The 24,189-nt window shown below is 68.6% G+C and carries 24 protein-coding genes; 9 read left to right on the top strand and 15 right to left on the bottom strand.

Features of this window, described 5'->3' with window-relative positions:
- The first annotated feature begins 150 nt into the window (after positions 1-150).
- From BLT64_RS15995 to BLT64_RS15960, 8 genes are all read left to right on the top strand, one after another.
- Positions 151-1,149, top strand: a complete 999-nt coding sequence (locus tag BLT64_RS15995; RefSeq protein ID WP_199766693.1) for an ABC transporter substrate-binding protein — start codon at positions 151-153, stop codon at positions 1,147-1,149.
- An 81-nt stretch (positions 1,150-1,230) separates the two neighbouring features.
- Positions 1,231-2,292: an ABC transporter ATP-binding protein gene (locus BLT64_RS15990; RefSeq protein WP_011751266.1), complete on the top strand. Its 1,062-nt coding sequence runs from the start codon at positions 1,231-1,233 to the stop codon at positions 2,290-2,292.
- Complete coding sequence (locus BLT64_RS15985) at positions 2,289-3,140, top strand: ABC transporter permease (RefSeq protein ID WP_011751267.1); 852 nt, start codon at positions 2,289-2,291, stop codon at positions 3,138-3,140. The genes BLT64_RS15990 and BLT64_RS15985 overlap by 4 nt, the downstream gene beginning before the upstream one ends.
- On the top strand, positions 3,137-3,925 hold the full coding sequence (locus tag BLT64_RS15980; RefSeq protein WP_011751268.1) for an ABC transporter permease: 789 nt from the start codon (positions 3,137-3,139) through the stop codon (positions 3,923-3,925). Before BLT64_RS15985 ends, BLT64_RS15980 begins: the two co-directional genes overlap by 4 nt.
- An 11-nt stretch (positions 3,926-3,936) precedes the next feature.
- Positions 3,937-4,758, top strand: a complete 822-nt coding sequence (locus tag BLT64_RS15975; protein WP_011751269.1) for a polysaccharide deacetylase family protein — start codon at positions 3,937-3,939, stop codon at positions 4,756-4,758.
- Positions 4,755-5,495 (top strand): SDR family NAD(P)-dependent oxidoreductase, encoded by a 741-nt coding sequence (locus BLT64_RS15970; RefSeq protein WP_011751270.1) that lies wholly within the window; start codon positions 4,755-4,757, stop codon positions 5,493-5,495. Before BLT64_RS15975 ends, BLT64_RS15970 begins: the two co-directional genes overlap by 4 nt.
- Before the next feature lie 7 nt (positions 5,496-5,502).
- Positions 5,503-6,249 (top strand): SDR family NAD(P)-dependent oxidoreductase, encoded by a 747-nt coding sequence (locus tag BLT64_RS15965; protein WP_083373455.1) that lies wholly within the window; start codon positions 5,503-5,505, stop codon positions 6,247-6,249.
- 12 nt (positions 6,250-6,261) lie between these two features.
- A complete protein-coding gene (locus BLT64_RS15960) occupies positions 6,262-7,638 on the top strand; it encodes an amidase (protein ID WP_011751272.1) in 1,377 nt (458 codons plus the stop codon).
- Between the two features lie 9 nt (positions 7,639-7,647).
- Here the strand turns inward: BLT64_RS15960 and BLT64_RS15955 are convergent, their stop codons facing one another.
- The 14 genes from BLT64_RS15955 to BLT64_RS15890 all read right to left on the bottom strand — a co-directional run bounded on the left by BLT64_RS15955 (position 7,648) and on the right by BLT64_RS15890 (position 21,741).
- Positions 7,648-8,763 carry an ABC transporter permease gene (locus BLT64_RS15955; protein ID WP_011751273.1) on the bottom strand — a complete coding sequence of 372 codons (1,116 nt, stop codon included), beginning with the start codon at positions 8,761-8,763 and terminating at the stop codon, positions 7,648-7,650.
- Positions 8,760-9,668, bottom strand: coding sequence for an ABC transporter ATP-binding protein (locus BLT64_RS15950; protein WP_011751274.1), 909 nt, complete (start codon positions 9,666-9,668; stop codon positions 8,760-8,762). The genes BLT64_RS15955 and BLT64_RS15950 overlap by 4 nt, the downstream gene beginning before the upstream one ends.
- Entirely contained in the window at positions 9,665-10,606 is a 942-nt protein-coding gene (locus BLT64_RS15945; RefSeq protein WP_011751275.1) for an HlyD family secretion protein, read from the bottom strand. Before BLT64_RS15945 ends, BLT64_RS15950 begins: the two co-directional genes overlap by 4 nt.
- On the bottom strand, positions 10,599-11,240 hold the full coding sequence (locus tag BLT64_RS15940) for a CerR family C-terminal domain-containing protein (protein ID WP_011751276.1): 642 nt from the start codon (positions 11,238-11,240) through the stop codon (positions 10,599-10,601). Before BLT64_RS15940 ends, BLT64_RS15945 begins: the two co-directional genes overlap by 8 nt.
- A gap of 113 nt (positions 11,241-11,353) precedes the next feature.
- Positions 11,354-12,271, bottom strand: a complete 918-nt coding sequence (locus tag BLT64_RS15935) for a sugar kinase (protein WP_011751277.1) — start codon at positions 12,269-12,271, stop codon at positions 11,354-11,356.
- Complete coding sequence (locus BLT64_RS15930) at positions 12,268-13,716, bottom strand: mannitol dehydrogenase family protein (protein WP_041530744.1); 1,449 nt, start codon at positions 13,714-13,716, stop codon at positions 12,268-12,270. The genes BLT64_RS15935 and BLT64_RS15930 overlap by 4 nt, the downstream gene beginning before the upstream one ends.
- Positions 13,716-14,924: a mannonate dehydratase gene (gene uxuA / locus BLT64_RS15925; RefSeq protein WP_011751279.1), complete on the bottom strand. Its 1,209-nt coding sequence runs from the start codon at positions 14,922-14,924 to the stop codon at positions 13,716-13,718. The genes BLT64_RS15930 and uxuA overlap by 1 nt, the downstream gene beginning before the upstream one ends.
- An 18-nt stretch (positions 14,925-14,942) precedes the next feature.
- Positions 14,943-16,100, bottom strand: coding sequence for an alpha-hydroxy acid oxidase (locus BLT64_RS15920; protein WP_011751280.1), 1,158 nt, complete (start codon positions 16,098-16,100; stop codon positions 14,943-14,945).
- Between the two features lie 4 nt (positions 16,101-16,104).
- A complete protein-coding gene (locus BLT64_RS15915) occupies positions 16,105-17,148 on the bottom strand; it encodes an L-idonate 5-dehydrogenase (RefSeq protein WP_011751281.1) in 1,044 nt (347 codons plus the stop codon).
- 1 nt (position 17,149) lies between these two features.
- Positions 17,150-18,430: a TRAP transporter large permease gene (locus tag BLT64_RS15910; protein ID WP_011751282.1), complete on the bottom strand. Its 1,281-nt coding sequence runs from the start codon at positions 18,428-18,430 to the stop codon at positions 17,150-17,152.
- A 4-nt stretch (positions 18,431-18,434) separates the two neighbouring features.
- A complete protein-coding gene (locus BLT64_RS15905; RefSeq protein ID WP_011751283.1) occupies positions 18,435-18,941 on the bottom strand; it encodes a TRAP transporter small permease in 507 nt (168 codons plus the stop codon).
- Between the two features lie 67 nt (positions 18,942-19,008).
- Complete coding sequence (locus BLT64_RS15900; protein ID WP_011751284.1) at positions 19,009-19,989, bottom strand: TRAP transporter substrate-binding protein; 981 nt, start codon at positions 19,987-19,989, stop codon at positions 19,009-19,011.
- Positions 19,990-20,013: 24 nt separating this feature from the next.
- Positions 20,014-20,694 carry a GntR family transcriptional regulator gene (locus BLT64_RS15895; RefSeq protein WP_011751285.1) on the bottom strand — a complete coding sequence of 227 codons (681 nt, stop codon included), beginning with the start codon at positions 20,692-20,694 and terminating at the stop codon, positions 20,014-20,016.
- 168 nt (positions 20,695-20,862) lie between these two features.
- Complete coding sequence (locus tag BLT64_RS15890) at positions 20,863-21,741, bottom strand: LysR family transcriptional regulator (RefSeq protein WP_041530745.1); 879 nt, start codon at positions 21,739-21,741, stop codon at positions 20,863-20,865.
- A 252-nt stretch (positions 21,742-21,993) separates the two neighbouring features.
- On the opposite strand from BLT64_RS15890, the gene metB reads away from it, so the two are divergent.
- Positions 21,994-23,151 carry a cystathionine gamma-synthase gene (gene metB / locus BLT64_RS15885; protein ID WP_011751287.1) on the top strand — a complete coding sequence of 386 codons (1,158 nt, stop codon included), beginning with the start codon at positions 21,994-21,996 and terminating at the stop codon, positions 23,149-23,151.
- A 3-nt stretch (positions 23,152-23,154) separates the two neighbouring features.
- Here the strand turns inward: metB and BLT64_RS15880 are convergent, their stop codons facing one another.
- Positions 23,155-24,108 (bottom strand): GlxA family transcriptional regulator, encoded by a 954-nt coding sequence (locus BLT64_RS15880; RefSeq protein WP_011751288.1) that lies wholly within the window; start codon positions 24,106-24,108, stop codon positions 23,155-23,157.
- Between the last annotated feature and the right edge of the window lie 81 nt (positions 24,109-24,189).

Raw genomic sequence — 24,189 nt, 5'->3', positions numbered from 1 at the left:
GGTATTGCGAATTATATCTTTCATATGGCTTTCTGGTATCTTTATCAAAAGACATATGCCAGACTGCCAGAGTCGGATACTGTCGAGCGCCTGCGGCGACCGACCAGAACAACCAGGCGGGGAGGTTTGCTTGTGTTCAGAAAATTCGCATTGACGACGACGGTCGCCCTTGGCGCGATCACGGCCGCATCCGCGCAGGAACTGGTCGTCGGCGCCTTCGGCGGCTCTTTCGCCGACAACGTCAAGACCTGCTATGTCCAGCCTTTTTCCGAGGCGACCGGGGCTTCGGTGCTGCTCAAGCCGGCAAGCTCGGCGCAGCACGCGGCTTCGGTCAGGGCGACCGCCGGGCAGTCGGACATGGACGTGGTCTTTGCCGACGACGCATTCGCGGTGCAGATGGCCAATGAGGGGCTGCTGGTTCCGCTTGACCGCGCGGCGCTGACGAATGCGCCCGACATCATCGAGGGCGCCTGGGGCAAGGGCGACGCCTATGTCGCCGCCATGCTGGGCGCCACCACCATCGTCTATAACAAGGAGACGGTGACAACGCCGCCGACCTCGTGGAACGACCTGTTCGATCCGAAATACGAAGGCCGGATCACCATCGGCGACGTTTCGGCCACGGCGGGCTGGCAATTCCTCGCCGCGCTGAACCAGATGGAGGGCGGGACGCAGCAAGACCCGGGCCCCGGCATCGCCAAGATCAAGCCGCTGGCGCAATCGGCGGTGCTCTTGCACACCCAGGCCGACCAGGTGGTCTCGCTGTTCGAGCGGGGCGAGATCGACATCGCGGTATGGTATCCCGACAGGGCCGGCGTGGCGATCAAGGGCGGGCTGCCGCTGGCCGTCGCCTATCCGCAGGAAGGCGCGGTGGGCATTCGCCCGACCATCTCGATCCCCAAGGGCACACAACAGCAGGACCTGGCGATGAAGTTCATCGACACCGTGCTGTCGGTCGAGGCGCAGAAATGCTTCTCGGAAGCGCAGGTGATCGGCCCGGTCAACAGCAAGGTGGTGCTGTCGGACGATCTGGCCACGATCCTGCCCACCGCCGAGCAGGCGGGCCAGATGCTGTTCCTGGACCCGGCCGAGATGGCGGTGGTCATGCCCGACTGGACCCGCCGCTGGCAGCGCGAAGTGCTGCGCTGAGCCGGCCCTTTCCGGTCCCGGCCGGTTTGCCGCCGGGACTGAACGCAACCCACGCCCCAGGCAAAGCCCAGACGAGGTGAAATGAGCAACCTTTCCCTGCGCAACATCGTCAAGCGCTACGGCAAGACCGAGGTGGTCAGGAACGCCTCGTTCCAGATCGCCGAGGGCGAGTTCGTCTCGCTGCTCGGCCCTTCGGGCTGCGGCAAGACCACGATCCTGCGCATGGTCGCCGGGCTTCTGGAGCCGACCGAGGGGCAGATCATGATCGGCGAGCGCGAGGTGACGCGCCTGCCGCCGAACAAGCGCAACATCGGGCTGGTGTTCCAGTCCTATGCGCTGTTTCCCCACATGACCGTGTTCGAGAACGTCGCCTTCGGCCTGCGCCGCAAGGGCGAATCCGGCAAGCCGCTGGAAGAGCGGGTGAATGCCGCGCTGGAAATGGTGCGGCTGGGCGGCTATGGCGCGCGATTCCCGCGCCAGCTTTCCGGCGGCCAGCAGCAGCGCGTCTCGATGGCCCGTGCCATCGCGCCGCGGCCCAGCATCCTGCTGTTCGACGAGCCGCTGTCGAACCTGGACGCCAAGCTGCGCGACGAGATGCAGATCGAGTTGAAGCGGCTGCAACAGGAACTGCGCATCACCACGCTGTTCGTCACGCATGACCAGGCCGAGGCGCTGAGCCTGTCGGATCGCGTCGGCGTCATGCATGGCGGCGTGATCCAGCAGCTGGACAGGCCCGAGGAGATCTATCACCGCCCCGCGAACGCCTTTGTCGCCAGCTTCATCGGCAAGCCGAACCGCCTGCAAGGCCGCATCGAGGCCGGAACCGTCGCGCTTGGCGCCGGGCTGGCGCTGCGCCCCGAGCGGCTGGACCTGCCCGAGGGCAGCGCCGCCGAGGTGTTTCTGCGGCAAGAGGCGATCCGCGTCCTGCGGGCGCCCGAGCCCGGCGCGCTGGCGGGGACCGTGGCGCTGCGCGCCTTTTCGGGGCCGCAGGTGCAACTGGTGGTGCGGCTGGCCCATGGCGCCGAGATCGTGGTCGAGGTGCCCTCGGCCGAGGACACCGCCAGCCTCGCGCCGGGCGAAGCGGTGTATCTGGCGATCCGGCCGCGCGACATCATCGTGCTGCCGCAGGGGGCCGCGTCATGATCGGGCAGCGCAGCGCATGGCTGCTGATCGCGCCGCTTCTGCTGGTGCTGCTTTTGTCCTTCGTGGTGCCGCTGGTCCTGCTGCTGCCGACCAGTTTCCAGGAATACCAGCCGGGGCAGGGCATGGTCGCGGGCAGCTTCACCTGGGAAAACTACCTGCGCATCGCGACGGACGGTTATTACCGCGAGGTGGTGCTGCGCACGCTGGGCCTGGGGCTGGGCGTCACGGTTCTGTGCCTGCTGACCGGCTATCCCGTCGCCTATCTGATCGTGCGCGGCCATCCGCGATGGCGGCTGCCGCTGACGCTTCTGGTGATCTTTCCGCTGATGCTGAACCTGGTGGTGCGCTCCTTCGGCTGGATCGTGCTGCTGACCAATCGCGGCGTGGTCAACAACCTGCTGCTCGACCTGGGCCTGATCGAACGGCCGCTGAAGCTGATGTTCAACATGACCGGCCTGCTGATCGGCCTGACCCATATCTATCTGCCCTTCATGGTGCTGATGCTGGTCGCGGCGCTGCAGAACGTGCCCCGCGATGTCGAGGCGGCGGCCGCGACGCTGGGTTCCAGCCGGACGCATGTGTTCTGGTCGGTCACCCTGCCGCTGACGGCGCCGGGCATCATCGGCGGTTCGATCCTGGTCTTCGTGCTGACCATCTCGGCCCTGGTCACGCCGCGCATGCTGGGCGGGCCGACCTATCAGGTGATGGCGACGCTGATCTATGACGAATACATGCAGCTTCTGGACTGGCCCAGCGGCTCGGCGCTGTCCTTTGCGCTGGCGGCCTCGACGCTGGTCATCATCTGGATCTCCAGCCGCATGACCAGAAGATGGGCGGGCATGGCATGAGCGACATGAAGCCCACCCTGCCCATTTCTATCGTCGCGCTGCTGGTCGTGGCCTTCCTGCAGGTGCCTGTGCTGGTGGTCGTGCTGACCTCGTTCAGCGAGACCTCGTATCTGACCATCCCGCCGCAGGGCTGGACGCTGAAATGGTTCGCCGAGGTGCTGAGCGATCCGGTCTATCTCCGGGCGATCTGGAACAGCGTGATCCTCGCGGTCAGTTCCACGCTCTTGTCGCTGGTCCTGGGCGTCGCCGCGGCCTATGCGCTGTTTCGCAAGGCCATCCCCGGCTCCGAGGCGATCACCGCGCTGCTGATGGCGCCGCTGATCGTGCCCTCGGTGGTGATCGGGGTCGCCATGCTGCAATACGTCACGCTGGTCGGCCTGCGCGGCAGCTTCCTGGTGCTGATCGTGGCGCATGTCGTCATCACCGTGCCCTATATCCTGCGCTCGGCGCTGGCGAGCCTATCGGGCCTCGACGTCTCGGTCGAAGAGGCGGCGCGGGTGCTGGGGGCGGACGGCTTCACCGCCTTCCGGCTGGTCACGCTGCCGCTGATCAAGCCCGGCCTGGTCGCCGGTGCGCTGTTTGCCTTCGTCACCTCGATGGAGAACGTGCCGGTCACCATCTTCCTGGCCAGTGCCAGGCAGACCACGCTGCCCATCCTGATCTTCAGCTCGGTCGAGATGGGGGTCAATCCGGGCGTCGCCGCCATCTCGACCCTGCTGATCATCGCCACCGTGATCGTGCTGCTGTTGGCCGAACGCTGGGCCGGCTTTCACAAATTCGTCTGAAAGGACCAGCCATGCATCTGACCAGCAAGGGCTTTCCGCTGTTTCTGACCTTCGACCTCGATGCCGAGACGATGTGGACGGCGCGCGACCCGGCCTATGCCAAGCGCCCGATCCTGATGTCGCAAGGCGCCTATGGCTGGAAGGTCGGCACCGACCGGGTGCTGGAACTGCTGCGCCGCTACGGCCTGCGCACCACGTTCTTCATTCCCGGCCTGATCGTGGAGCAGCGCCCGGCGCTGATCGAGCGCATCCTGCAAGGCGGGCACGAGATCGCGCATCACAGCTATTCGCATCGCTGGATCCTGAACCTCAGCCACGACGAGGAGCGCGAGGAGATGGAGCGCGGGTTTGAGGCGATCAAGCGCGCCACCGGCCAGGCGCCGCGCGGCTGGCGCTCGCCCGCCGCCGAACTCAGCGACATCTCCATGCAGCTGATGCTGGAATACGGCTTCGACTATTCCTCGAACTTCTTCGACGACGACTCGCCCTATCTGCACGAGGTCGAGGGGCGGCGGACGCGGCTGATCGAACTGCCGTTCCGCTGGGTTCTGGATGACGCGCCCTTCTTCCAATATTCCATCGTGCTGCCGGGCCGGACCATGCAGGCGCCTTCGGCGCTGCTGGAGGCCTGGACGCTGGAGCTGGACATGCTTCATGCCGAGCGGCGGATGATGATGGTCGGCATGCATCCGCAGATCATCGGCCAGCCCTCGCGCCTGTGGGTGCTGGAGCAGCTGATCCAGCGCGCGCTGGACAAGGGCGATGTCTGGATGGGCCGCTGCGACGAGATGGTCGCCGACATGCGCCCGCGTCTGGAGGGGGGCGGGGCATGAGCGGGGCGCTGACAGGCCGCCGCATCCTGATTGCCGGCGGTGCGCAGGGCATCGGCCGTGCCACCGTCGCGCGCTTTCTGGCCGAGGGCGCCCGCGTCGCCGTCATCGACCGCGATGCCGCGGCGCTGGATGGGCTGGTGGCGCCGGCTACGGTGGCCGACATTACCGACAGCGCTGCGCTTGGGGCGGCGGTGGCCGAGCTGGCCGGAACGCTGGGCGGGCTGGACGGTCTGGTCAATTGCGCCGGCCTCGACCTGGTCGCGGCGCTGGATGATATCACCGACGAGGACTGGGACCGGCTGATCGCGGTGAACCTGACCGGAGCGATGAAGCTGTGCCGGGCGGCGGTGCCGCATCTGCGGCAGGCGGGCGGCGGGACCATCGTCAACCTGTCCTCGGGTGCGGGTCTGGTGCCCTTGCGGCTGCGCAGCGGCTATGCGGCCTCCAAGGCGGGGTTGCAGATGTTCTCGAAATCGCTGGCGCTGGAACTGGCGGACAGCGGCATCCGCGTGAACGTGGTCTGCCCCGGTGCCGTCGATACGCCGCTGCTGCGCAGCTCGATCGACCCGGCGGGCGATGTCGAGGCGCAGTTGCAGGCGGTGCGCGACCGCTATGCCCTGCGCCGCATCGCCGATCCGGCCGAGATCGCGGCGGCGATCCTGTGGCTGACAAGCGGCGAGTCCTCCTATGTGACCGGCGTCGCCCTGGCGGTCGATGGCGGCCGCACCTTCCATTGAGGTCGTGATGACGGGATGCATGCGATTCAGCGGCAAGAACGTGCTGGTCACCGGCGGCGCCTCGGGCATCGGCGGCGGCATCACCCGCCGGATGCTGGCCGAGGGCGCGCGGGTGGGGGTCATGGACCTCGACATCGCGCCCTTGCGCGCCGAAGCGGGCGAGCGGCTGCTGCTAGCCCGGGGCGACTGCACGGATGCCGCCGCGCTTGGCGATTTCCACGACCGTTTCCTGTCCGAACTCGGTCCGGTCGACGTGCTGGTGAACAACCTGGGCCAAAGCGGACGCGAGCGCAGCGCGCCCTTTTGCGACTCGCGCGAGGAGGTCTGGCGCTTCGTGCTGGAAATCTCGCTCATCAGTGCCATGCGCATGGCGCGGCTGGTGGCGCCGGCGATGCGCGAACGCGGCACGGGGCGCATCGTCAACATGTCCAGCCTTGCCGCCTTTACCGGCGAGCCGGGGCTGGCCGATTACGCCGCCGCCAAGATGGGGGTGATCGGGCTGACGCGCGGACTGGCGCGCGAACTGGCATCCCATGGCGTGACGGTGAACGCGGTGGCGCCCGGCGCCATCCGCACCGCCGCGCATGACCGGGTGCCGGCGCAGGTGATCCAGACGATCATCGACAAGACCCCGGTCGGCTTCGTCGGCGCGGTCGAGGACGTGGCCGCCGCCGTCGCCTTCCTGGCCAGCGACGAGGCGCGTTTCGTCACCGGCCAGACGCTGCTGGTCGATGGCGGCCACTGGATGATCTGAAAGGAGCCCGCGATGACCGCAATCGCCGACCTGAGCGCCGTTGAGCTGGCCGATGCCATCCGCCGCCGCGCCGTTTCCCCCGTCGAGGCGACCGAGGCGGCGCTGGAGCGGATCGAGGCGCGCAGCGACCTCAACGCCTTCGTCACCGTCGCCGCCGGTGCGGCCCGGGCCGAGGCGCAGGCGGCCGAGGCCGCGGTGATGCGCGGCGATGCGCTGGGGCCGCTGCACGGCGTGCCCTATTCGGTCAAGGATCTGCTGGCCACCGCCGGGGTGCGCACCACCATGGGCTCGCGCCTGTTCGCGGACAACGTGCCGGCCGAGGATGCGGTCTCGGTTGCCCGCGCCCGCGTTGCCGGCGGCATCATGATCGGCAAGACCACGACGCCGGAATTCGGCCATGCCCAGACCGCCAGTTCGCCGCTGACCGGGCTGACGCTCAATCCCATCGACCCCGGCGTGACGGCGGGGGCGTCCAGTTCCGGTTCGGCCGTGGCGGTGGCGGCGGGCATGGGGCCGCTTTCCATCGGCACCGATGGCGGCGGCTCGATCCGCATCCCCGCGGCCTGCTGCGGCATCGTCGGCATGAAGCCGACGCTGGGCGTCATCCCGCATCTGGCGCTGCCCGACCTGTTCGCCGCCAATTCCTTTGCCGGGCCGATGGCGCGGACCGTGGCGGATGCGGCGCTGTTTTTCGAGGCCATGGCCAGCCCGGATCCCCGCGACCCCTATGGCCAGGCGGCCGTGCAATTGCATCCCGACGACGGGTGCGGCCTCAGGGGACTGCGCATCGGCTGGATCCCGACCGCTGGCGCCCGGGTCGAGCGCGAGACCGCCGAGATCACCCAGGCCGCCCTGCGCCGCATCGAGGCCGAGGGCGCCATCGTCGAAGAAGCCGACCTGGATTTCAAATCCTTCGAGCCGGTGTTCCTGACCCTGCTGCGCGTGGGCCTGGCCGCCCGCGCCGCCCCCGCCTTTGCCGGCCGCGAGGATCTGGTCGCGCCTTCGCTGGTCCAGACGGCGCGGTTGGGGCAGGGCTATTCGGCGGTGGACCTGGCCGAGGCCTCGGCGGCGCGGACGCGGCTTTTCCAGATGATGCAGGCGCATTTCACGCGGTTCGACCTCTTGGTCTCGCCGGTGCTGACCGCGCCGCCGCTGGCCCTGGGCTATGACCCGATGGGCGAGATCGAGATCGACGGCCAGCCCGCCGGCACCATCCGCGGCGCGTGGTATCCGTTCACCTATCCGCAGAACCTGACCGGCCATCCCGCGATCTCGCTGCCCTGGGGGCGGACCCGGGTCGGCTTGCCGGTCGCCTTGCAGCTTTGCGCGCCCTGGTATCGCGACCGGATGCTGCTGCGGCTGGCGGATGCGGTGATGCGGCTTGCCTGACAGGCGCGCTCAGTCCAGCGTCCGGCGGAATCGCAGCAGGGCCAGTGCGCCCAGCACCGCCACCATGACCGACAGTGCCGCGAATTGCGGGACGACATCTGCAAAGCCCGCGCCCTTCAGCATGACGGCGCGCACCAGTCGCAGCAGATGCGTTACCGGCAGCACCTCGCCGATGGCCTGCGCCCAGCCCGGCATGCCCCGGAACGGGAACATGAAGCCCGACAGCAGCACCGAGGGCAGAAAGACGAAGATCGCAATCTGCATCGCCTGCATCTGCGTGCGCGCCGCGGTCGAGATCAGATAGCCCAGCAGCACCAGCGCCAGCACGAAGACCATCACCCCCGCCAGCAGCAGCCCCAGCGAGCCGACGAAAGGCACGTCGAAGATCGCCCATGCCGCGCCCAGGATCACGAGGACCTGCACCGCCCCTACGGTCAGGAACGGGGTGATCTTGCCGATCATGATCTCGGCCGGGGTGGCGGGCATGGCCAGCAGGTTCTCCATGGTGCCGCGTTCGATCTCGCGGGTCAGGGCCATGGCGGTCATCATCACCATGGTCATTTGCAGGATCACCCCCAAAAGGCCGGGGACGATGTTGTATTGCGTGATGCCCTCGGGGTTGTAGCGGCGATGGGTGACGATCTCGGGCGTGCCGGATGCAGGCTCGGCCGGCAGGTCGCGGCGAAAGGCGCCCTCGGCGAGCCGGGCCAGCGCGGCGATGGCGCCGCTGGTCGCCGAGGGGTCCGAGCCGTCCGCCTCGACCAGGATCTGCGGCCGGTCGCCCTGCTGCATGCGCCGGCCGAAATCGGCGGGCACCGTCACGACAAAGGAGACCTCGCCCCGGGTGATCAGCCGCTCGGCCTCCGCGATGCCCGCCGCGGGATGGGTAATGCGATAATAGCCGCTGTTTTCCAGCGCTGCGGCAATGCTGCGGCTGAAACGGTCCTGCACCGGCGCGACCAGCGCCGTGGGCATGTCCCGAGGGTCGCTGTTGATCGCATAGCCGAACAGCAAAAGCTGCATGATCGGCACGCCCAGCATCATGGCGAAGGTCACGCGGTCGCGGCGCATCTGGATGAACTCCTTGCGCAACAGCGCCCGCAGCCGTGTCGGGGAAAAGCTCATCGCATGTTGTCCTCGGAAAGCTCCATCAACCGGATGAACACGTCCTCCAGGCTGGTCTCGACCGGGTGGCCGGTCACGCCCTCGGCCTCCAGCGCGGCCTCCAGCCGGGTGCGGTCGGTCCCGGTCACATGCAGCGCAGTGCCGAAGGGCTCGACCTGCCCGACGCCCGGCGCCTTGCGCAGGCGCTCGGCCAGCTCGCCCGGCCGCGCCGACTGCACGGTCAGCGTGACGAGCCGCGCGCCCGCGATCACCTCGGCCACGGTGCCCGAGACGACCAGCCGGCCATAGGCGATGTAGTTGATGCGGTGGCAGCGCTCGGCCTCGTCCATGTAATGGGTCGAGACCAGAACGGTCATGCCGCCCAATGCGCGGGCGTGGATCTCGTCCCAGAACTGGCGCCGGGCCATGGGATCTACGCCGGCCGTCGGCTCGTCCAGCAGCAGAAGGCGCGGCTGGTGCATGATGCAGGCCGCCAGCGCCAGCCGCTGCTTCCAGCCGCCCGACAGGCTGCCGGCAAGCTGGGTCTTGCGCGAGGTCAGGCCCAGATCCTCCAGCGTATCGCGCACGGCCTGCCGCGGCAGGCCATAGAGTCCGGCGACGAAGGCCAGGTTCTCCTCGATGGACAGATCCTCGTAGAACGAGAATTTCTGCGTCATGTAGCCGACCTGCCGCCGGATCTGGCGCTGCTGGCGGCGCACGTCGAGGCCCAGCACGGTGCCGCTGCCCGCATCGGGCGTCAGCAAGCCGCAGATCATGCGGATGCAGGTGGTCTTGCCCGATCCGTTCGGGCCAAGGAACCCGGCGATCTCGCCCCCGGCCACCCGCAGCGCGACGTCATCGACGACCGTCCTGCCGCCGAAGGATTTCGTCAGCCCGGACACGTCGATGGCCGTCGCCCCGGTCATGGTGCCTTCCAGACATCGACGATCTGGCCGGGCTTCAGCGTGCTGCCGGGTTCGGGGCGGGCCTCGACCAGATAGACCAGCTTTTGCCGCGCGTCGCGGGCATAGAGGACCGGCGGGGTGAACTCGGCCTCGTCAGCGATGAAGGAGACCGTGGCGCTGGTCGGTGCACAGCCGTCGCAGTCGACCGTCAGCCTGGTTCCCAGGGCAAGCGCGGCCAGATCGGCCTCGGCTATGAAGAAGCGCAGCTTGACCGCACCGTCCGGCAGATAGGTCAGGACCGGGGCCGAGGGGCCGGCAAGCTCGCCCCGATGCCGCAGGATGTCGGTGACGATGCCGGGCGCGGGGGCGGTCAGCCGGCGCTGCTGGAGCTGCCATTCCATCGCCTGCCGGTCGGCCTGGGCTTGCGCCAATGCAGCGCGGGCAGCGGCGATGGCATCGGGGCGGGCGGGCAGGCGGGCGACGGCCAGCCGCGCCTCGGCCTCGCGCACCGCCGCCTCGGCCATGTCGGCGGCGGCGCGGGCGTCGTCCAGTTGCGCGGGCGAGCTGACGCGCTGGGCCAGCAGCCGCTCCTGCCGCGCTGCCTCGCGCGCCGTGCGCTCGGCATTGGCGCGGGCCGAGGCAAGGGTCGCCTCGATGGCCGCGATCTCGGGCGCCCGCCCGCCTTTTTCCAGGTCGGCCAAGGTGCTGGCGGCGCGGGCATGGGCGGCCTCGGCCGCGGCCAGCGCCAGCTCGGCATCGCGGGTCTCCAGAATTGCCACCGCTTGGCCGGCCTCGACGCGGTCGCCTTGCCGCACGGCCAGCGCCTCGATCCGCGCCGTCGCCAGCGGGGCGATCTGGACATAATCGCCCTCGGCATAGCCGGTGCCCAGCGGCGCGGGCGGACCGCATTGCGGAAACAGCGCCGCAAGAAAGGCCAGCGAGCACAGGAAATCAGCCATCCCCGCCCCCGATCATCCGGTCCAGGTTGGTCAGCATCCGCCGCGTGATCGCCCGCGCCTCGGCCCGCGCATAATGCCGCCAGCCCATCCGGCGCCGGACGATGGGCGCGGCGACGCGAAAATAGACCGCCTGGCCGACCAGCGAAAAGACGGCCAGCTTCACATCCTCGGATTCCGCGGGCTCGCCGGTCGCAGCGGACCACAGCGCGCAAAGGGCGCGGTGTCGCGGCTCGACCAGCGTCGTGTAAAGCCGGTCCAGCACCGGGCTGTCCGGCTGGGCCAGCTCGCGCAGGACAAAGGCCACGGCATCGCTGGCTCCGGGGCTGACGATCATGAAGGTGACGATACGGCGCACCAGCCGCCGCAGGACCAGCCGGGCGTGGAGGAGGTCCGGTCGGTCCTGCAAGCCCGGCAGGGGCCGGGCGACCTGTGCGATCCGCTCGGCCACGGCATCGGCGCAGGCGATGCGCAGCCCGTCCTTGCCGCCGAAGTGATAGGCGATCGAAGAGATATTGGTCCCGGCCTGCGCGGCGATGGCCCGCGTCGAGGCAGCCTCGAACCCGCCGCGCCCGAACTGCTGCATGGCGGCCTGGATCAGGGAAATACGGGTCGGGTGTGGGTCCATGCCGATCATGCCAAGCAATCAATCAATCGATTGATATACAATTTTCGGCATGGAGTCGAGCCCGCAGGGGCGCGCGGCGGCGGCTTTGCCCGCCATAGCCCGGCCGGTAATGTGCGCGCGGGTCAGCCCCGCGCGACGGCCTCGCGCACCAATGCGCCGCGATGGCGGATCACCACGCGGCTGAGGTCATGCGCCCGGCGGATGGCGGCCGGGATGTCTGCCCCCGCCAGCCGCGCCGCCAGATAGCCTGCATTGAAGCTGTCGCCGGCCGATGTGGTGTCCACCGGCACCTCGCGCGTCAGCCCCTCGACCAGCCCCTCGCCTTCGCGCCCGCCATAACGGATCGCGTCGCCGCCCGCCTTGACCACGACCTGCCCGGCCCCGCGCGCCAGATAGCGCGCCACCGTCGCCTGCGGATCGGCATCGCCGAAAAAGCCGCGCTCGTCGTCGAAGCTGGGCAGGACCAGATCGGCGATGGCTGCCGCTGCCTCGATCTCGCGGCGCATGGTGGGGATGTCCGGCCACAGCTTGGGCCGCAGGTTGGGGTCGAAGACCACTTGCGTGCCCGCCGCACGGGCGGCTTTCAGCGCCCCGATCAGTGCGGCGCGGCCGGCCTGGGGCAGGATGCCCAGGGTGATGCCCGAGAAATAGGCGATGCCCACGCCCGCCAGCGCCGCGGCCAGCGCGGTCGGATCGTCGGCCAGCCCCTTGGCCGCCGAGGTGTCGCGCCAATAGCTGAAGCTGCGCTCGCCATCCTTCAGCGAGATGGCATAGATCGCGATCTCGCGGCTTGGGTCGCGGCCGACATGGGTGGCGTCGATCCCCTCGACGGTCAGGAAATCGACCATCTGCTGCGAGAACTCGCCGGTGCCCACGCGGCTGCAATAGGCGATGCGCCAATCGGCCGGCAGCAGGCGGCGCAGATACCAGGCGGTGTTCAGCGTGTCGCCGGCGATGCCCAGCCGCCACAGCCCGTCCTGGCCCGAGGGCGACAGCTCGACCATCGCCTCGCCGATAGAAAGGATCGCCTTGCCGGTCACGATGCAAGCTCCGTCGCCATGGCCGCGCGCAGCCCGTCGCGGCGGATATGGGTGAGGGTTCGGCGCACCGCCTGGGTGAAACCGGCATTGCCCGCCAGTTCCGGCGGCGCCAGTCCCGGCAGCGCCAGGACCGAGCGGGTCAGGGTATCGTCGTCCTCGCCTGCCTTGCGGGCCAGTTCCAGCAGGGCCGGGCCGCGCGGATCGTCCGGCGCCTGTTCCTGCGTCGTCAGCCAAGCCAGCCAGATCGCGGTGGCGAAGGCAAAAGGCCGGGCGTCGCCGTCGGCTTGCAGCGCTTCGGCTGCGGGGGCGAACCAGCGCTGCGGCAGCTTTTCGGTGCCGTCCATGGCGATCTGGCGGGTCTGGTGGGCGATGGCCGGGTTGGCAAAGCGCGCCAGCAGCGCCGCGGCATAGGCTTCGGGATCGAGCCCGGCGCCTCGCGGCAGGGTCGCGCCCGCCGCTTGCATGTGGCGGCGGACCAGCGCGGTCAGCGCCGGGTCGGCCATGGCGTCGCGGACATGGGGCAGGTCCAGCATCTGCCCGGCATAGGCGATCAGCGAATGGCTGCCGTTCAGCATGCGCAGCTTCATCGCCTCATGGGGGCGCACGTCCTGGACGAACAGCGCGCCGCCGGCCTCCCATGTCGGGCGGCCCTGCGGGAAATGATCCTCGATCACCCATTGGCTGAAGGGCTCGGTCTCGACGGCGGCCAGGTCGCGATGGCCGGTCAGTGCCTCGACATCGGTCAGGGTGCGCTCGGTCGTGGCCGGGGTGATGCGGTCCACCATGGTCGCCGGAAAGGCGACATGATCGGCGATCCAGCCGGCCAGACCGGGGTCGCGGCGGCGGGCAAAGCCCAGCACGCCCGCACGCAGCAACGCGCCGTTGTCGGGCAGGTTGTCGCAACTGAGCACGGCAAAGGGCGCGGTTCCGGCCTCGCGCCGCGCCGCCAGGGCGGCGACGATGATGCTCAGCACGCCCTGCGGCGCCTGCGGCTGCGCCAGATCGGCGGCCACCGCCGGATGGGCCGGATCGGCATCCATGGCGGTGCGGTCGATCCCGTAAGCCTTTTCCGAGACGGTCAGCGACAGGATGCGGATTGCCGGATCGCAGGCGGCGCGCAGGATCGCCGCCGCGTCGCCGCCGATGGCCGGGCCATGCGCGCCGATCACCCGCGCCCGGTCGCTGACCGAGCGTTCCAGCACGGTGAACAGCCCGTTTTGCGCGTTCAGCGCCTTGGGGATGTCGCGGCTGCGCAGGTTGGCGCCGAGGATGCGCCAGTCACCGCCCTCGGCCGCCAGCGCGTCGTCGGTATGGACTGCCTGATGCGCGCGGTGGAAGGCGCCCAGACCCAAGTGCAGGATGCCGATGCCAAGCGCCGCGTGGTCATAGCGCGGCCGCTCGACACCGGGCGGCAGGTCGGCCAGCCCGGTCAGGCGCGGGCTCATCATGGCCGCGCCCCGTGGCTCAGCGCCAGCTCTACCCCGCGCAGCTCGGCCAGACCCTTGAGCCGGCCGATGGCGGGATAGCCGGGCTGGCCGCCGCGGCCGATGTCGTCCAGAATGTCCTGCCCGTGGTCGGGGCGCATCGGAATCACCGCATCGGCGCGGCCGGCTTCGCGGCGGCGGGCCTCTTCGCGCAGGACGGCGGCGATCAGCGTCACCATGTCGGTCTGGCCGCCCAGATGCTCATCCTCGAAGAACGAGCCCCGGATGGCATCGGTGTCGCGGCGCACGTTGCGCAGGTGCAGGAAATGCACCCGGTCGCCCAGCCGCTCCATCATGCCCGGCAGGTCGTTGTCCGGCCGCGCCCCCAGCGAGCCCGAGCAAAGCGTGATGCCGTTCGCCGGCAGGTCCACGGCGGCCATGCGCTCGGCGTAATCCGCCTCGGTGGACATGACGCGCGGCAGGCCCAGCAGGCCGAAGGGCGGGTCGTCGGGATGGCAGCACAGCCGCACCCCGATCTCCTGCGCGACGGGGACGACCTGTTCCAGGAAGTCGTGGAAATGCCGGCGCAGCACCGCGTCCGTCACCGGAGCATAGCTTTCCAGCAGCGCCCGCACGTCCTCCAGGGTGAAGTGCTCGGCCGCGCCGGGCAGGCCGAAGACCACGTTGCCGGCCAGCTGCTCGCGCCGGGCCTCGTCCATCTGGGCAAAGCGGCGGGCGGCTTCCTCGCGGATCTCGTCTGGGAAATCCTCGGCCGCGCCCTTGCGCTGCAGGATATGGATGTCGAAGGCGGCGAAATCGGTGAAGTCGAAGCGCATGCAGCGCGCGCCGGTCGGCCTCCGCCAGGCCAGGTCGGTGCGGGTCCAGTCCAGCACCGGCATGAAGTTGTAGCAGATCACCTCGATCCCCGCGTCCTTCAGGTGCCGCATCGAGGTGATCCAGTTCGCGACATGCGTCCGCCAGTCGCCGGTCTGGGTCTTGATCGCCTCGCTGACCGGCAGGCTTTCGACCACTTCCCATTTCAGGCCCGAGGGCGCGCCGTCGGTCATCGCCGCCAGATCGGCCTGCCGGCGGGCGATCTCCGCGGGGGACCAGACGGTCCCGGTCGGGACGTGGTGCAGGGCGGTCACCACACCCTGGACCCCCGCTTGCAGCATGTCGTCGATCGAGACCCGATCCTTGGGGCCGAACCAGCGCCAGGTATGTCGCATTCACGTTTTCCTTGTTCTTCAGGCGGCATTGCCGCGGTCGTCCGGCCACAGGCAGCCGGGACCGAAATCCTTGATGTCGTTGACGCCGCACAGCGCCATGGTGATGTCCATTTCGCGGCGCAGGATGGCCAGCGCCGCCTCGACGCCTCTTTGCCCCATGGCGCCCAGCCCATAGGTGAAGGCGCGGCCGACAAAGACGCCGTTCGCGCCGCTGGCGATGGCCTTCAGCGCCTCCTGTCCCGACTGGATGCCGCTGTCGAGATAAAGCGGAAAGTCCGGCCCGACCGCCCGGCGGATCGCCGGCAGCGCGCGGATGGTCGAGGGCGCGCCGTCCAGCTGCCGCCCGCCATGGTTCGAGACCAGGATCGCGTCGCAGCCGGTATCCAGCGCGCGCTGCGCGTCCTCGGGGTCGTTGATGCCCTTCAGGATCACCGGCCCGCCCCATTTGCGGATGATCTGCTCGACCCGGCCCCAGTCCAGCTGCTGGTCGAACTGGCGCGCGGTCCAGTCCATCAGGTCACCCAGGCTTTCGACGCCGCGGGCATGGCCGACGATATTGCCGAAGCTGCGCCGGCGCGTGCCCAGCATTCCCAGCGCCCAGCGGGGATGCAGCGCGATGTCGATCAGGTTGGGCAGCGTCAGGCGCGGCGGCGCGGTCATGCGGTTCTTCAGATCCTTGTGGCGCTGGCCCTGGATGGTCAGGTCCAGCGTCAGCACCAGCGCCGTCACCCCGGCGCGGCGGGCGCGGTCCAGGATATCCTCCAGGAACTCCTCGTCCCGCAGGGTGTAGAGCTGGAACCAGAACGGTGCCCCCGTCGCCTGCGCGATATCCTCGAGCGAGCACATCGACATGGTCGACAGCGTGAAGGGAACGCCGGCGGCCTGCGCGGCGCGGGCGGCATAGATCTCGCCGTCCGGGTGCTGCATTCCCAAAAGGCCCACCGGAGCCAAGGCCAGGGGCATCGAGACCGGCTGGCCCAGCATGGTGGTGGCAAGGGTGCGGGCCTCGATGTTCCGGGCGACGCGCTGGCGGAACAGGATGCGCTCGAAATCGGCGCGGTTGGCGCGATAGGTGCCGCCGGTCCAGGCGCCGACATCGACGTAGTCATAGAACATGCGCGGGACACGCCGCCGGTGCAGGCGGCGCAGATCCTCGATCTCGGTGATCACCGGCATGGATTCAGGCTCCGAAGTCCAGCTGCACCTTGACCGCCTGCGCCCGGTCGCCGGCAAGGTCGAAGGCGCGCTGCGCCTCGGCCGCGGGCAGGACTTGCGTGACCATGGGCGACAGGTCGATCTCGCCCGCGCCGATCATGCGCACGGCCTGCGCGAACTCGCTGTCGAAGCGGTGGGTGCCGACAAGGCGCAGCTCCTTGGCGACGATCAGGTTCAGCGGCAGGGGCAGGGTGCCGCCGACGCCGATCTGCACCACGGTGCCTTGCGGTCGCGTCACGCCGATGGCCTGCGCGATGGCATGGGGATTGGCCGAGCATTCCAGGACCACGTCGATGCGGCCCTTGCCCTGGGCCAGATCGGCCAGGGCGTCGGGTTGCCCGGCCACGTTCACCGCCCGGTCGGCGCCCATGCGGCGGGCGATCTCCAGCGTGAAATCCTGCACATCCGTCACCACGACCTCGGCCGCGCCGCGCAGGCGGGCCAGCGCGGTGCAGATCGCGCCGATGGGACCGGCGCCGGTGATCAGCACCCGCTGGCCGGCAAGGTCGGGCGCCATGCTCAGCGCGTGCAGGCAGACCGCCAGCGGCTCGGCCCCGGCGGCGGCCTGGGCGCTTGCCCCCTCGGGCAGCGGCAGGCATTGCTCGACGGGGTGATACAGCCGATTGCGGAAGAAGCCGTTCTCATGCGGGAAGCGCATGGCCGAGCCGTTGAAGCGCATGGCCAGGCAATGCCGCTCCTGCCCCGCGCGGCAATATTCGCATTCGCCGCAGGGGCGCGAGGGCGACAGGGCGACCAGTTGGCCCGGAACCAGGCCGGACCCCTCCGGCGCAGCCTCGACCACGCCGGCGGCTTCGTGGCCCAGCACGATGGGCTCGCGTACCCGGACGGGACCGAAGCCGCCGTCGTGGTAGTAATGCAGGTCCGAGCCGCAGATGCCGCCCCGCAACACGCGGACCAGGGCGGCGCCCTCGGTGGGTTGCGGATCGAGCAGGGGCTCGATCCGCAGGTCGTGGGCCGCGTGCAGGCGGCAGGCGATGTCCTGTGTCATGTCAGTTCCCCATCAGCGTCGTCGGCAGCCAGGTGGCAAAGGGCGGGTAGTAGGATACCAGCAGCAGCACGACGATGTTCGAGATCAGGAAGGGGATGACCGCGCTGATCACCTTGGCCAGCGGTTCGCGTGCGATGTTGCAGGCGACGAACAGGCAGACCCCGACCGGCGGCGTGGTCAGGCCGATCATCAGGTTCAGGACCGCGAAGGTGGCGAAATGCAGCGGCTCGATGCCGACGCTGGTCGCCAGCCCCAGCAGCGGCACGAACAGGATGATCAGCGCGGCGATGGTTTCCATGAACATGCCGACGCACAACAGCAGCACGTTGATCAGCAGGATCACCAGGATCGGGTTGTCGGTGATCGCCAGCACGGTGCTGACCAGCATCTGCGGGATGCGCTCGGATGCCAGGATCGAGCCGAAGACGTTGGCGAAACCGACCAGCGCCAGGATGCCGGCCGAGGAGATCGCGCTGTTGACGACGATGCGCGGCACCGCGCGGATCGGCAGCTCGCGATAGACGAAGGCGCCGACGACAAAGGCGTAAAGGCAGGCGACGATGGCGGTCTCGGTCGGGGTGGCGATGCCGGTCAGCAGGCCGCCGATGATCAGCCCGGTCATGGCCAGCGCCCAGAAGGCGGCGAGGAAGGCCGCGATCAGCTCGCCGAAGCCCTGCCATTGCTGGCGCGGATAGTTGCGGCGCACGGCCAGGATATAGCAGGTGATCGCCATGCCGATGCCCATCAGCACGCCCGGCACCGCACCGGCCAGGAACAGCTGGCCGACCGAGATCCCCGACAGCGCGCCCACGATGATCATCGGCACGCTGGGCGGCAGCATCGGCCCCACGGTGGCCGAGGCGGCGGTGATCGCGGCGGCGAAATCGCCGGGATAGCCGGATTTCTTCATGCCGGGGATCATCACGCCGCCGGTCGCCGCGACATCGGCGACCGCCGTGCCCGAGACGCCGCCGAACATCATCGAATCCGCGACGTTCGCCATGGCCAGCCCGCCGCGCATCCAGCCCACCATGGCGTTGGCCAGGCGGATGATACGCTCGGTGATGCCGCCGAAATTCATCAGGTTGCCGGCCAGGATGAAGCCGGGGATGCACAGCAGGACAAAGACGTCCATGCCCGCATACATGCGCTGCGGGATGATGACGACCGGCAGCCCCGCCGACAGGATATAGGCCAGCGACGAAAGCCCAAGGCAGACCGCGACCGGCACGCCAAGCGCCAGGGTCACGAAAAAGGTGGTCAGAAGCAGGAAAAGATCCAAGGGCTCATTCCTCCTCGGCAAGATGGGGGCGCCCGTCGTCGGAGCCGGCGATCATGCCGATCACCCGCAGCAGGGCGAACAGGAAAAGCAGGACGGACAGCACCAGCACCGAGGCGTGGATGATGTCCATCGGCCAGCGCAGGCTGGGCGAACGCTGGAAGGCGCCGATCTGGGTGAATTTCCAGGCCGGCCAGATCATCACCGCGCCAAGCGCCGCCGTGCAGATCGCCGCGATCAGCCGCATCCACCAGGCGCGGGCTTCCGAGACGGTTTCCTGCACCAGGTCGACGTTCACCAACTCGCCCGTCATCAGCGACAGGCCGATGCCGAAGGCGGTCATGTAGAGCAGCAGATAGCGCGACAGTTCCTCGGTCCAGACCGGCGAGGGCAGGCCGAAGGTCCGGGTGGCGATCTGAAGCGTGACCACCGCGATCAGCGCGAAGAAGGCGACGCCCACCGCCAACCGGCTGGCTGCCGCGATGCCGCGTTGCAAGAGTGCCAGGTTTCTCATCCGTTTCAAACCCTTGGGGGCGAGCGCCGTGCGCGGAAAGGGCGCAGCGGCGATCGCCCGGTTCCGATCAATGGTTGAACAATTCCTCGACGACGGGCCGGATGCTGTCATCGACGCTTTTGATCACCGCATCGCGCGAGCCGTCGGCAAAGGCTTTCTGGTCGACCTCGACGAATGTCATGCCCTTGGCCTCCAGATCGGCGCGGATGGCGTCCTCGTCTTGCAGGAACTGCTCGCGCTCGAACTCCTGCGCGATGCGGGCGGCTTCCAGCACATGGGCCTGATCCTCCGGGGGCAGACGCTGCCAGACCTGCTCGGCGATGGTCAGGTAGATCCAGGAGCGCACATGCTCGGTCTGGTTCACATGGCTTTGCACCTCGTTCAGCGAGGCGGCCTGGATCAGCGCCAGCGGGTTTTCCTGCCCGCCGATGGTGCCGTTCTGCAGCGAGGTGAAGACTTCCGAGAAAGCCATCGGCGTCGGCTGGGCGCCAAGCGCGGTCCAGGTGTCGACGAACAGCGGCACGTTCGGCACCCGCAGCCGCATCCGGTTCAGTTCCGCCGGCGTGGTGATGGGGTGGTTCGCGGTCAGGTTGCGCGGGCCGCGGGCGAAATAGGCGATGGGGCGAACCTGCGCGCGTTCGACGATCTGCGCTTCGATTTCCTTGCCGATCTCGCCGCCGGCAACCTCGTCCATGTGCTCAAGCGACTGATAGGCATAGGGAATGGCCAGCAAAGCCGCCATCGGCGCCCAGTTCTGCAGGCTTTCGCCGGTGATGGTCATTTCGACCGTGCCCAGCTGCATGCCGTTGATCAGGTCCATCTCGCGGCCCAGCGAGTCGTTGGGAAAGACCTCGACGGCGATGCGGCCTTCGGTCAGGCGGTCAAGCTCTTCGGCGAATTTCAGCGACGCCTTGTGCCAGGAGTTCTGCTCGTTCGCGAGATGGCCCAGCTTCAGCGTCAGTTCGGCGGCCGAGGCGCCCATGGCGGAAGCGGCGGTCAGGCATGCCACGGCCAGCGCCGCAAAGCGGCGACGGTTCAGGGTGATCATCGTTCTCCTCCGGGATGATGCGGGTCAGGGTATGAAAAGTTCGGGACGGCTGCGCGAGATCTCGGGCAGGTCGTTGAGCAATTCGCGCAGGTGGCGGCGCATGGCCTGTTCGGCCAGGGCCGGGTCGTGGTTGCGCAGGCCCTCGACGATCTCGGCGTGCTGGCCGATCAGCTTCTGGATGTCGAAGGTGCGCGCGGTGATATAGCGCAGGCGGTTCATCTGCGACTTCAGCCCCTCCAGCACCTCCCAGACCGCCTCCTGCCCGGCGGCCACGGCCAGCAGGCGGTGGAAGCGGTCGTCCAGCCGCACGAAGGTTTCGGCATCGTTGCGTGCCACGGCGACGCTTTGTTCCTCGATCTCCTGGTCGAGGCGGGCAAGCAGCCTGTCGTCGGCCTGCTCGGCCAGCATACGGATCAGGTCGCTTTCGACCGCCTCGCGGATCAGCCGTGCCGACAGCACCGCCGAGACCGAGATGCGTCGGATATAGGTGCCGCGCTGGGGCCTGACCTCTGCCAGCCCGTCCGATGTCAGGCGGATGAATGCCTCGCGCACCGGCTGGCGGCTGACGCCGACCTGGTTGGCGATCTCGGTCTCGCTCAGGCGCGAGCCGGGCGGCAGTTCGCCGCGCAGGATCGCGTCCCGCAACCACTCATAGACCTGCGGCGCGGTCGAAAGCGTGAAGTCGATATTCGGTTGCATGGACATGATTCTTCTCCCTGCCTGTCCTGTATTGCATACTTGCATACTAGTAAATAAAAAAGATGCACCATGCGCGCAGCGAAGTCCTGATCGCTTCGAGACACCTCGATCATTGAATATGCCAAGGCCGCGGTTCGATCGACGGAAATCCCGGCTTCGCGGCCTGCCGCGCGCCTATCGCGGCGCGATTTCTGTGGCTTGCTGCAGGTTCAACGGCGCGGCTGCGACGCTTTTCAACCCGGTTCGCACTCGCTCCAGCACGTCGCCATCGCCATGATGGGCATAGACCATATGCGTGGAATGCGAGAATTCCGGCGCACCGGGCACCAGTGCCAGCCGCCCGTCGGCCAGGAAGGGCCGGACGATGCCCAGCCGGAAATAGCCGCAGCCGCCCACCGTCAGCAGATAGGTCAGCGCCAGAGGCCCCAGCGAGATCGAGACCGGCGGGCTGCCGAGTTCGGGAAAAGAAGCCTCGAAACTGGCGGCGAAATTCGGACCCCAATCGACAAGGACGAAATCCTCGGCCCGAAAACGCCGGTCGGGGGCGTTGGTCACCAGCACCAGCTTTTCCTCGGCCAGCAATTCGCTGACCAGATGGGGCGTGGGGGGCGGATTGTAGAGCACCGCCACGTCCATCGAGCCCTCCTGCACCCGCGCCATCAGGTTGGTGGGACCGTCCACCTCGGCCCGCAGCGCGATGTCGGGGCATTCGCGGCGCATCCAGACCAGCCAGTCGGCCAGCAAAGGATGCCACAGGCTCAGTTCCCCGCCCAGATGCACGCCCGCGCTGCGACCCGGCGGCAGGGCGACCTGCTGGCGCGCCCGCTCCCACACTTGCAGCATGGCGGTGGCGTGGCGCACCAGGCGCTCACCCGCTGGTGTCAGCCGCGCGCCGGCCTTGTTGCGGATGAACAGGCGCCGGCCCAGGCTTTCCTCAAGCGTGCGGATGCGTGCGCTGACCGCGGTCTGGGTGATGTTCAGTCGCTCGGCGGCAGCAACGAAGCTGCCGGAATGCACGATCTCAAGAAAGGTGCGGGCCTGATTGATGTCCATGAATGAATGCAGGATTATTGCTGGTAAGTGAAATATAATGAATTTGCCTGCCCTGTTCCAGAATGCCATCCTCATGCCGGAACAGGACCGATCCCCATCGCGCCCATCCGTGGTACGGCGGGGGTCGACGGGAAGCGCAGGACAACCCGATGAGCGAATGGCAGTTTCGGGATTTCGGCCTATCGGGCCACCGGCGACGGTGGGCCATTGCAGCTTTGGCCGGGTGGGGCCGGCCCGGAAAAAGAGGCTGCGATGGCAGGGGATGAACCGCGCGACCGCACCATCGCGGCGGCCAACGGCGTGGGCGGCCGCGATCCCTTTGGCGCCATCGTGCCACCGATCTATCTCAGCACCAGCTATGCCTTTGCCGGCTTCGACCGGACGCGCGGCTATGACTATACCCGCGCCGGCAATCCCAGCCGCGACCTGCTGGCCGAGACGCTGGCCGGGCTGGAGCATGGCGCGGGCGCCGTCGTCACCTCGTCGGGCATGGCGGCGCTGGACCTGCTGCTTGCGCAGGTGCTGCCGGGCGGGCTGATCGTCGCGCCGCATGACTGCTATGGCGGCACGCAAAGGCTGCTGACGGCGCGGCGCGACCGCGGCGCCTTTCGGCTGGCGCTGGTCGATCCTGGCGATCCGGCCGCCATGACCGCGGCGCTGGCCGAGCGCCCGGCGCTTCTGCTGATCGAGACGCCCAGCAACCCGCTGATGCGGGTGACGGACATCGCTGCGCTGGCAGTGCGGGCGCACGAGGCCGGGGCAAGGGTGGCGGTGGACAACACCTTCCTGTCGCCCGCCTTGCAGCAACCCTTGCTGCTTGGCGCGGATTTCGTGATCCATTCCACGACCAAATACCTCAACGGCCATTCCGACGTGCTGGGTGGCGCCGTGATTGCCGCGCGAGCCGAGGATGCCGAGGCGCTGGCGGAATGGGCCAACATCACCGGCAGCGTCGGCTCGCCCTTCGATGCCTTCCTGACCCTGCGCGGCATCCGCACGCTTTTCGCCCGTATCGAGCAACAGCAGGCCAGCGCCATGGTGGTGGCCGAGTTCCTGCGCGACCGGCCCGAGGTGACGGCGGTGCATTATCCCGGCCTGTCCGGGCATCCCGGCCATGCCCTTGCCGCGCGCCAGCAGCACGGCTTCGGCGCCATGCTGAGTTTCGAATTGCAAGGCGGCCTGCCCGCCGTGCGCCGCCTCGTCGAGGCGGTGCGGGTCTTCACCCTGGCGGATTCGCTGGGCGGGGTGGAAAGCCTGATCGCCCATCCAGCGACCATGACCCATGTCAGCATGGGCGCCGAGGCGCGGCACCGCGCCGGGATCGGCGATGGGCTGCTGCGCCTTTCGGTCGGGCTCGAGGATCGGCGCGACCTGCTTGATGGGCTCGGCGCCGGTCTGGCCGCCCTCTGACCGTTATCGCGCCGCGGTTTTCCGCACCGTCTCGCCAAAGGCACGGCGATAGGCGCGCGCCAGCGTCGCGGGCGAGGAAAAGCCGGTGCGCGAGGCGATCTCGCCCAGCGTCAGCTTGGTTTCCAGCGCCAGCGCCCGCGCATGGGACAGCCGGATCTGCCGATAATATCCGCCGGCCGACAGCCCCAGGTGGGCACGGAACAGCCGGTCCATGCTGCGCAGCGACAGTGCCGCACGCTCGGCGATGCGGGGCAGGGGCAAGGGCTGCTCGGCCGTTTCGCGCATGGCGACGATGGCGCGTTGCAGCGACGATGGCAGGGCGCTGTCGGTCATGCGGCTGGGCAATTGCCATTCCACCGGATCGGTGCTGCGCCCCATCACCCGGCCGAACATGTTCGCCACGTCGAAGCGCAGCGCCTCGCCCGCCTGCGCGCCGATCAGGTCCAGCGACCAGCTGAGCACGCTTTGCGCGCCGCCGCAGGTGACGATGTTGCCGTCGGTGACATAGGGGTCGGGCACCACGGTGATCTCGGGGAAAGCTTCGGCCAGCGCCTCGCGCTCCATCCAGTGGATCGCGGCGCGGCGCCCGGCCAGCAGGCCCATCTGCGCCAGCAGCCATGCCCCGGTATCAAGGCCGCCGACCACCGGCAGGCCGCGCGCTTTGCGCAGCACCGCCTGCACCGAAGCGCGCTGCAGATGGTCGCGCATGCCGTAGCCCGAGACGAGGATCAGCGCATCCGTCGCCCCCACCCGCTCCAGCGGCAGATCGACCGAGATCGCCAGCCGCGAGGAACTGGTCACCGCCCCGCCGTCAAGCGAGCCGACCTGCCAGGAAAATAGCCGCCGCCCCGACAGGTCGCGCGCCGCCCGCAGCGGCTCGATGGCGCTGGCCAGCACCATGTTCGAGAAACCGTCGAACAGCACGAAGGTCAGATGCAGTGGCGATTTTGGCGACATAGGAAAAGATTATGGCTGAAAATGCACATCATGCCAGCGGAATTGCTGTCAGGCTGCGATGAAATCACACATTGCCGGAGC

The organism is Paracoccus denitrificans, from assembly GCF_900100045.1.
Lineage (GTDB): Bacteria > Pseudomonadota > Alphaproteobacteria > Rhodobacterales > Rhodobacteraceae > Paracoccus > Paracoccus denitrificans.
This window is presented reverse-complemented; position numbering and strand designations above follow the sequence as displayed.

Bases quoted from the DNA above. Each gene is read 5' to 3' on its own strand.
- BLT64_RS15965 (WP_083373455.1), top strand. From the start codon at position 5,503: ATGACGGGATGCATGCGATTCAGCGGCAAGAACGTGCTGGTCACCGGC.
- BLT64_RS15985 (WP_011751267.1), top strand. From the start codon at position 2,289: ATGATCGGGCAGCGCAGCGCATGGCTGCTGATCGCGCCGCTTCTGCTG.
- BLT64_RS15970 (WP_011751270.1), top strand. From the start codon at position 4,755: ATGAGCGGGGCGCTGACAGGCCGCCGCATCCTGATTGCCGGCGGTGCG.
- BLT64_RS15930 (WP_041530744.1), bottom strand. From the start codon at position 13,716: ATGAGCCCGCGCCTGACCGGGCTGGCCGACCTGCCGCCCGGTGTCGAG.
- BLT64_RS15945 (WP_011751275.1), bottom strand. From the start codon at position 10,606: ATGGCTGATTTCCTGTGCTCGCTGGCCTTTCTTGCGGCGCTGTTTCCG.
- BLT64_RS15880 (WP_011751288.1), bottom strand. From the start codon at position 24,108: ATGTCGCCAAAATCGCCACTGCATCTGACCTTCGTGCTGTTCGACGGT.
- BLT64_RS15960 (WP_011751272.1), top strand. From the start codon at position 6,262: ATGACCGCAATCGCCGACCTGAGCGCCGTTGAGCTGGCCGATGCCATC.
- BLT64_RS15905 (WP_011751283.1), bottom strand. From the start codon at position 18,941: ATGAGAAACCTGGCACTCTTGCAACGCGGCATCGCGGCAGCCAGCCGG.
- BLT64_RS15890 (WP_041530745.1), bottom strand. From the start codon at position 21,741: ATGGACATCAATCAGGCCCGCACCTTTCTTGAGATCGTGCATTCCGGC.
- BLT64_RS15955 (WP_011751273.1), bottom strand. From the start codon at position 8,763: ATGAGCTTTTCCCCGACACGGCTGCGGGCGCTGTTGCGCAAGGAGTTC.
- BLT64_RS15895 (WP_011751285.1), bottom strand. From the start codon at position 20,694: ATGTCCATGCAACCGAATATCGACTTCACGCTTTCGACCGCGCCGCAG.
- BLT64_RS15900 (WP_011751284.1), bottom strand. From the start codon at position 19,989: ATGATCACCCTGAACCGTCGCCGCTTTGCGGCGCTGGCCGTGGCATGC.
- BLT64_RS15975 (WP_011751269.1), top strand. From the start codon at position 3,937: ATGCATCTGACCAGCAAGGGCTTTCCGCTGTTTCTGACCTTCGACCTC.
- uxuA (WP_011751279.1), bottom strand. From the start codon at position 14,924: ATGCGACATACCTGGCGCTGGTTCGGCCCCAAGGATCGGGTCTCGATC.
- BLT64_RS15990 (WP_011751266.1), top strand. From the start codon at position 1,231: ATGAGCAACCTTTCCCTGCGCAACATCGTCAAGCGCTACGGCAAGACC.
- metB (WP_011751287.1), top strand. From the start codon at position 21,994: ATGGCAGGGGATGAACCGCGCGACCGCACCATCGCGGCGGCCAACGGC.
- BLT64_RS15920 (WP_011751280.1), bottom strand. From the start codon at position 16,100: ATGCCGGTGATCACCGAGATCGAGGATCTGCGCCGCCTGCACCGGCGG.
- BLT64_RS15915 (WP_011751281.1), bottom strand. From the start codon at position 17,148: ATGACACAGGACATCGCCTGCCGCCTGCACGCGGCCCACGACCTGCGG.
- BLT64_RS15980 (WP_011751268.1), top strand. From the start codon at position 3,137: ATGAGCGACATGAAGCCCACCCTGCCCATTTCTATCGTCGCGCTGCTG.
- BLT64_RS15950 (WP_011751274.1), bottom strand. From the start codon at position 9,668: ATGACCGGGGCGACGGCCATCGACGTGTCCGGGCTGACGAAATCCTTC.
- BLT64_RS15940 (WP_011751276.1), bottom strand. From the start codon at position 11,240: ATGATCGGCATGGACCCACACCCGACCCGTATTTCCCTGATCCAGGCC.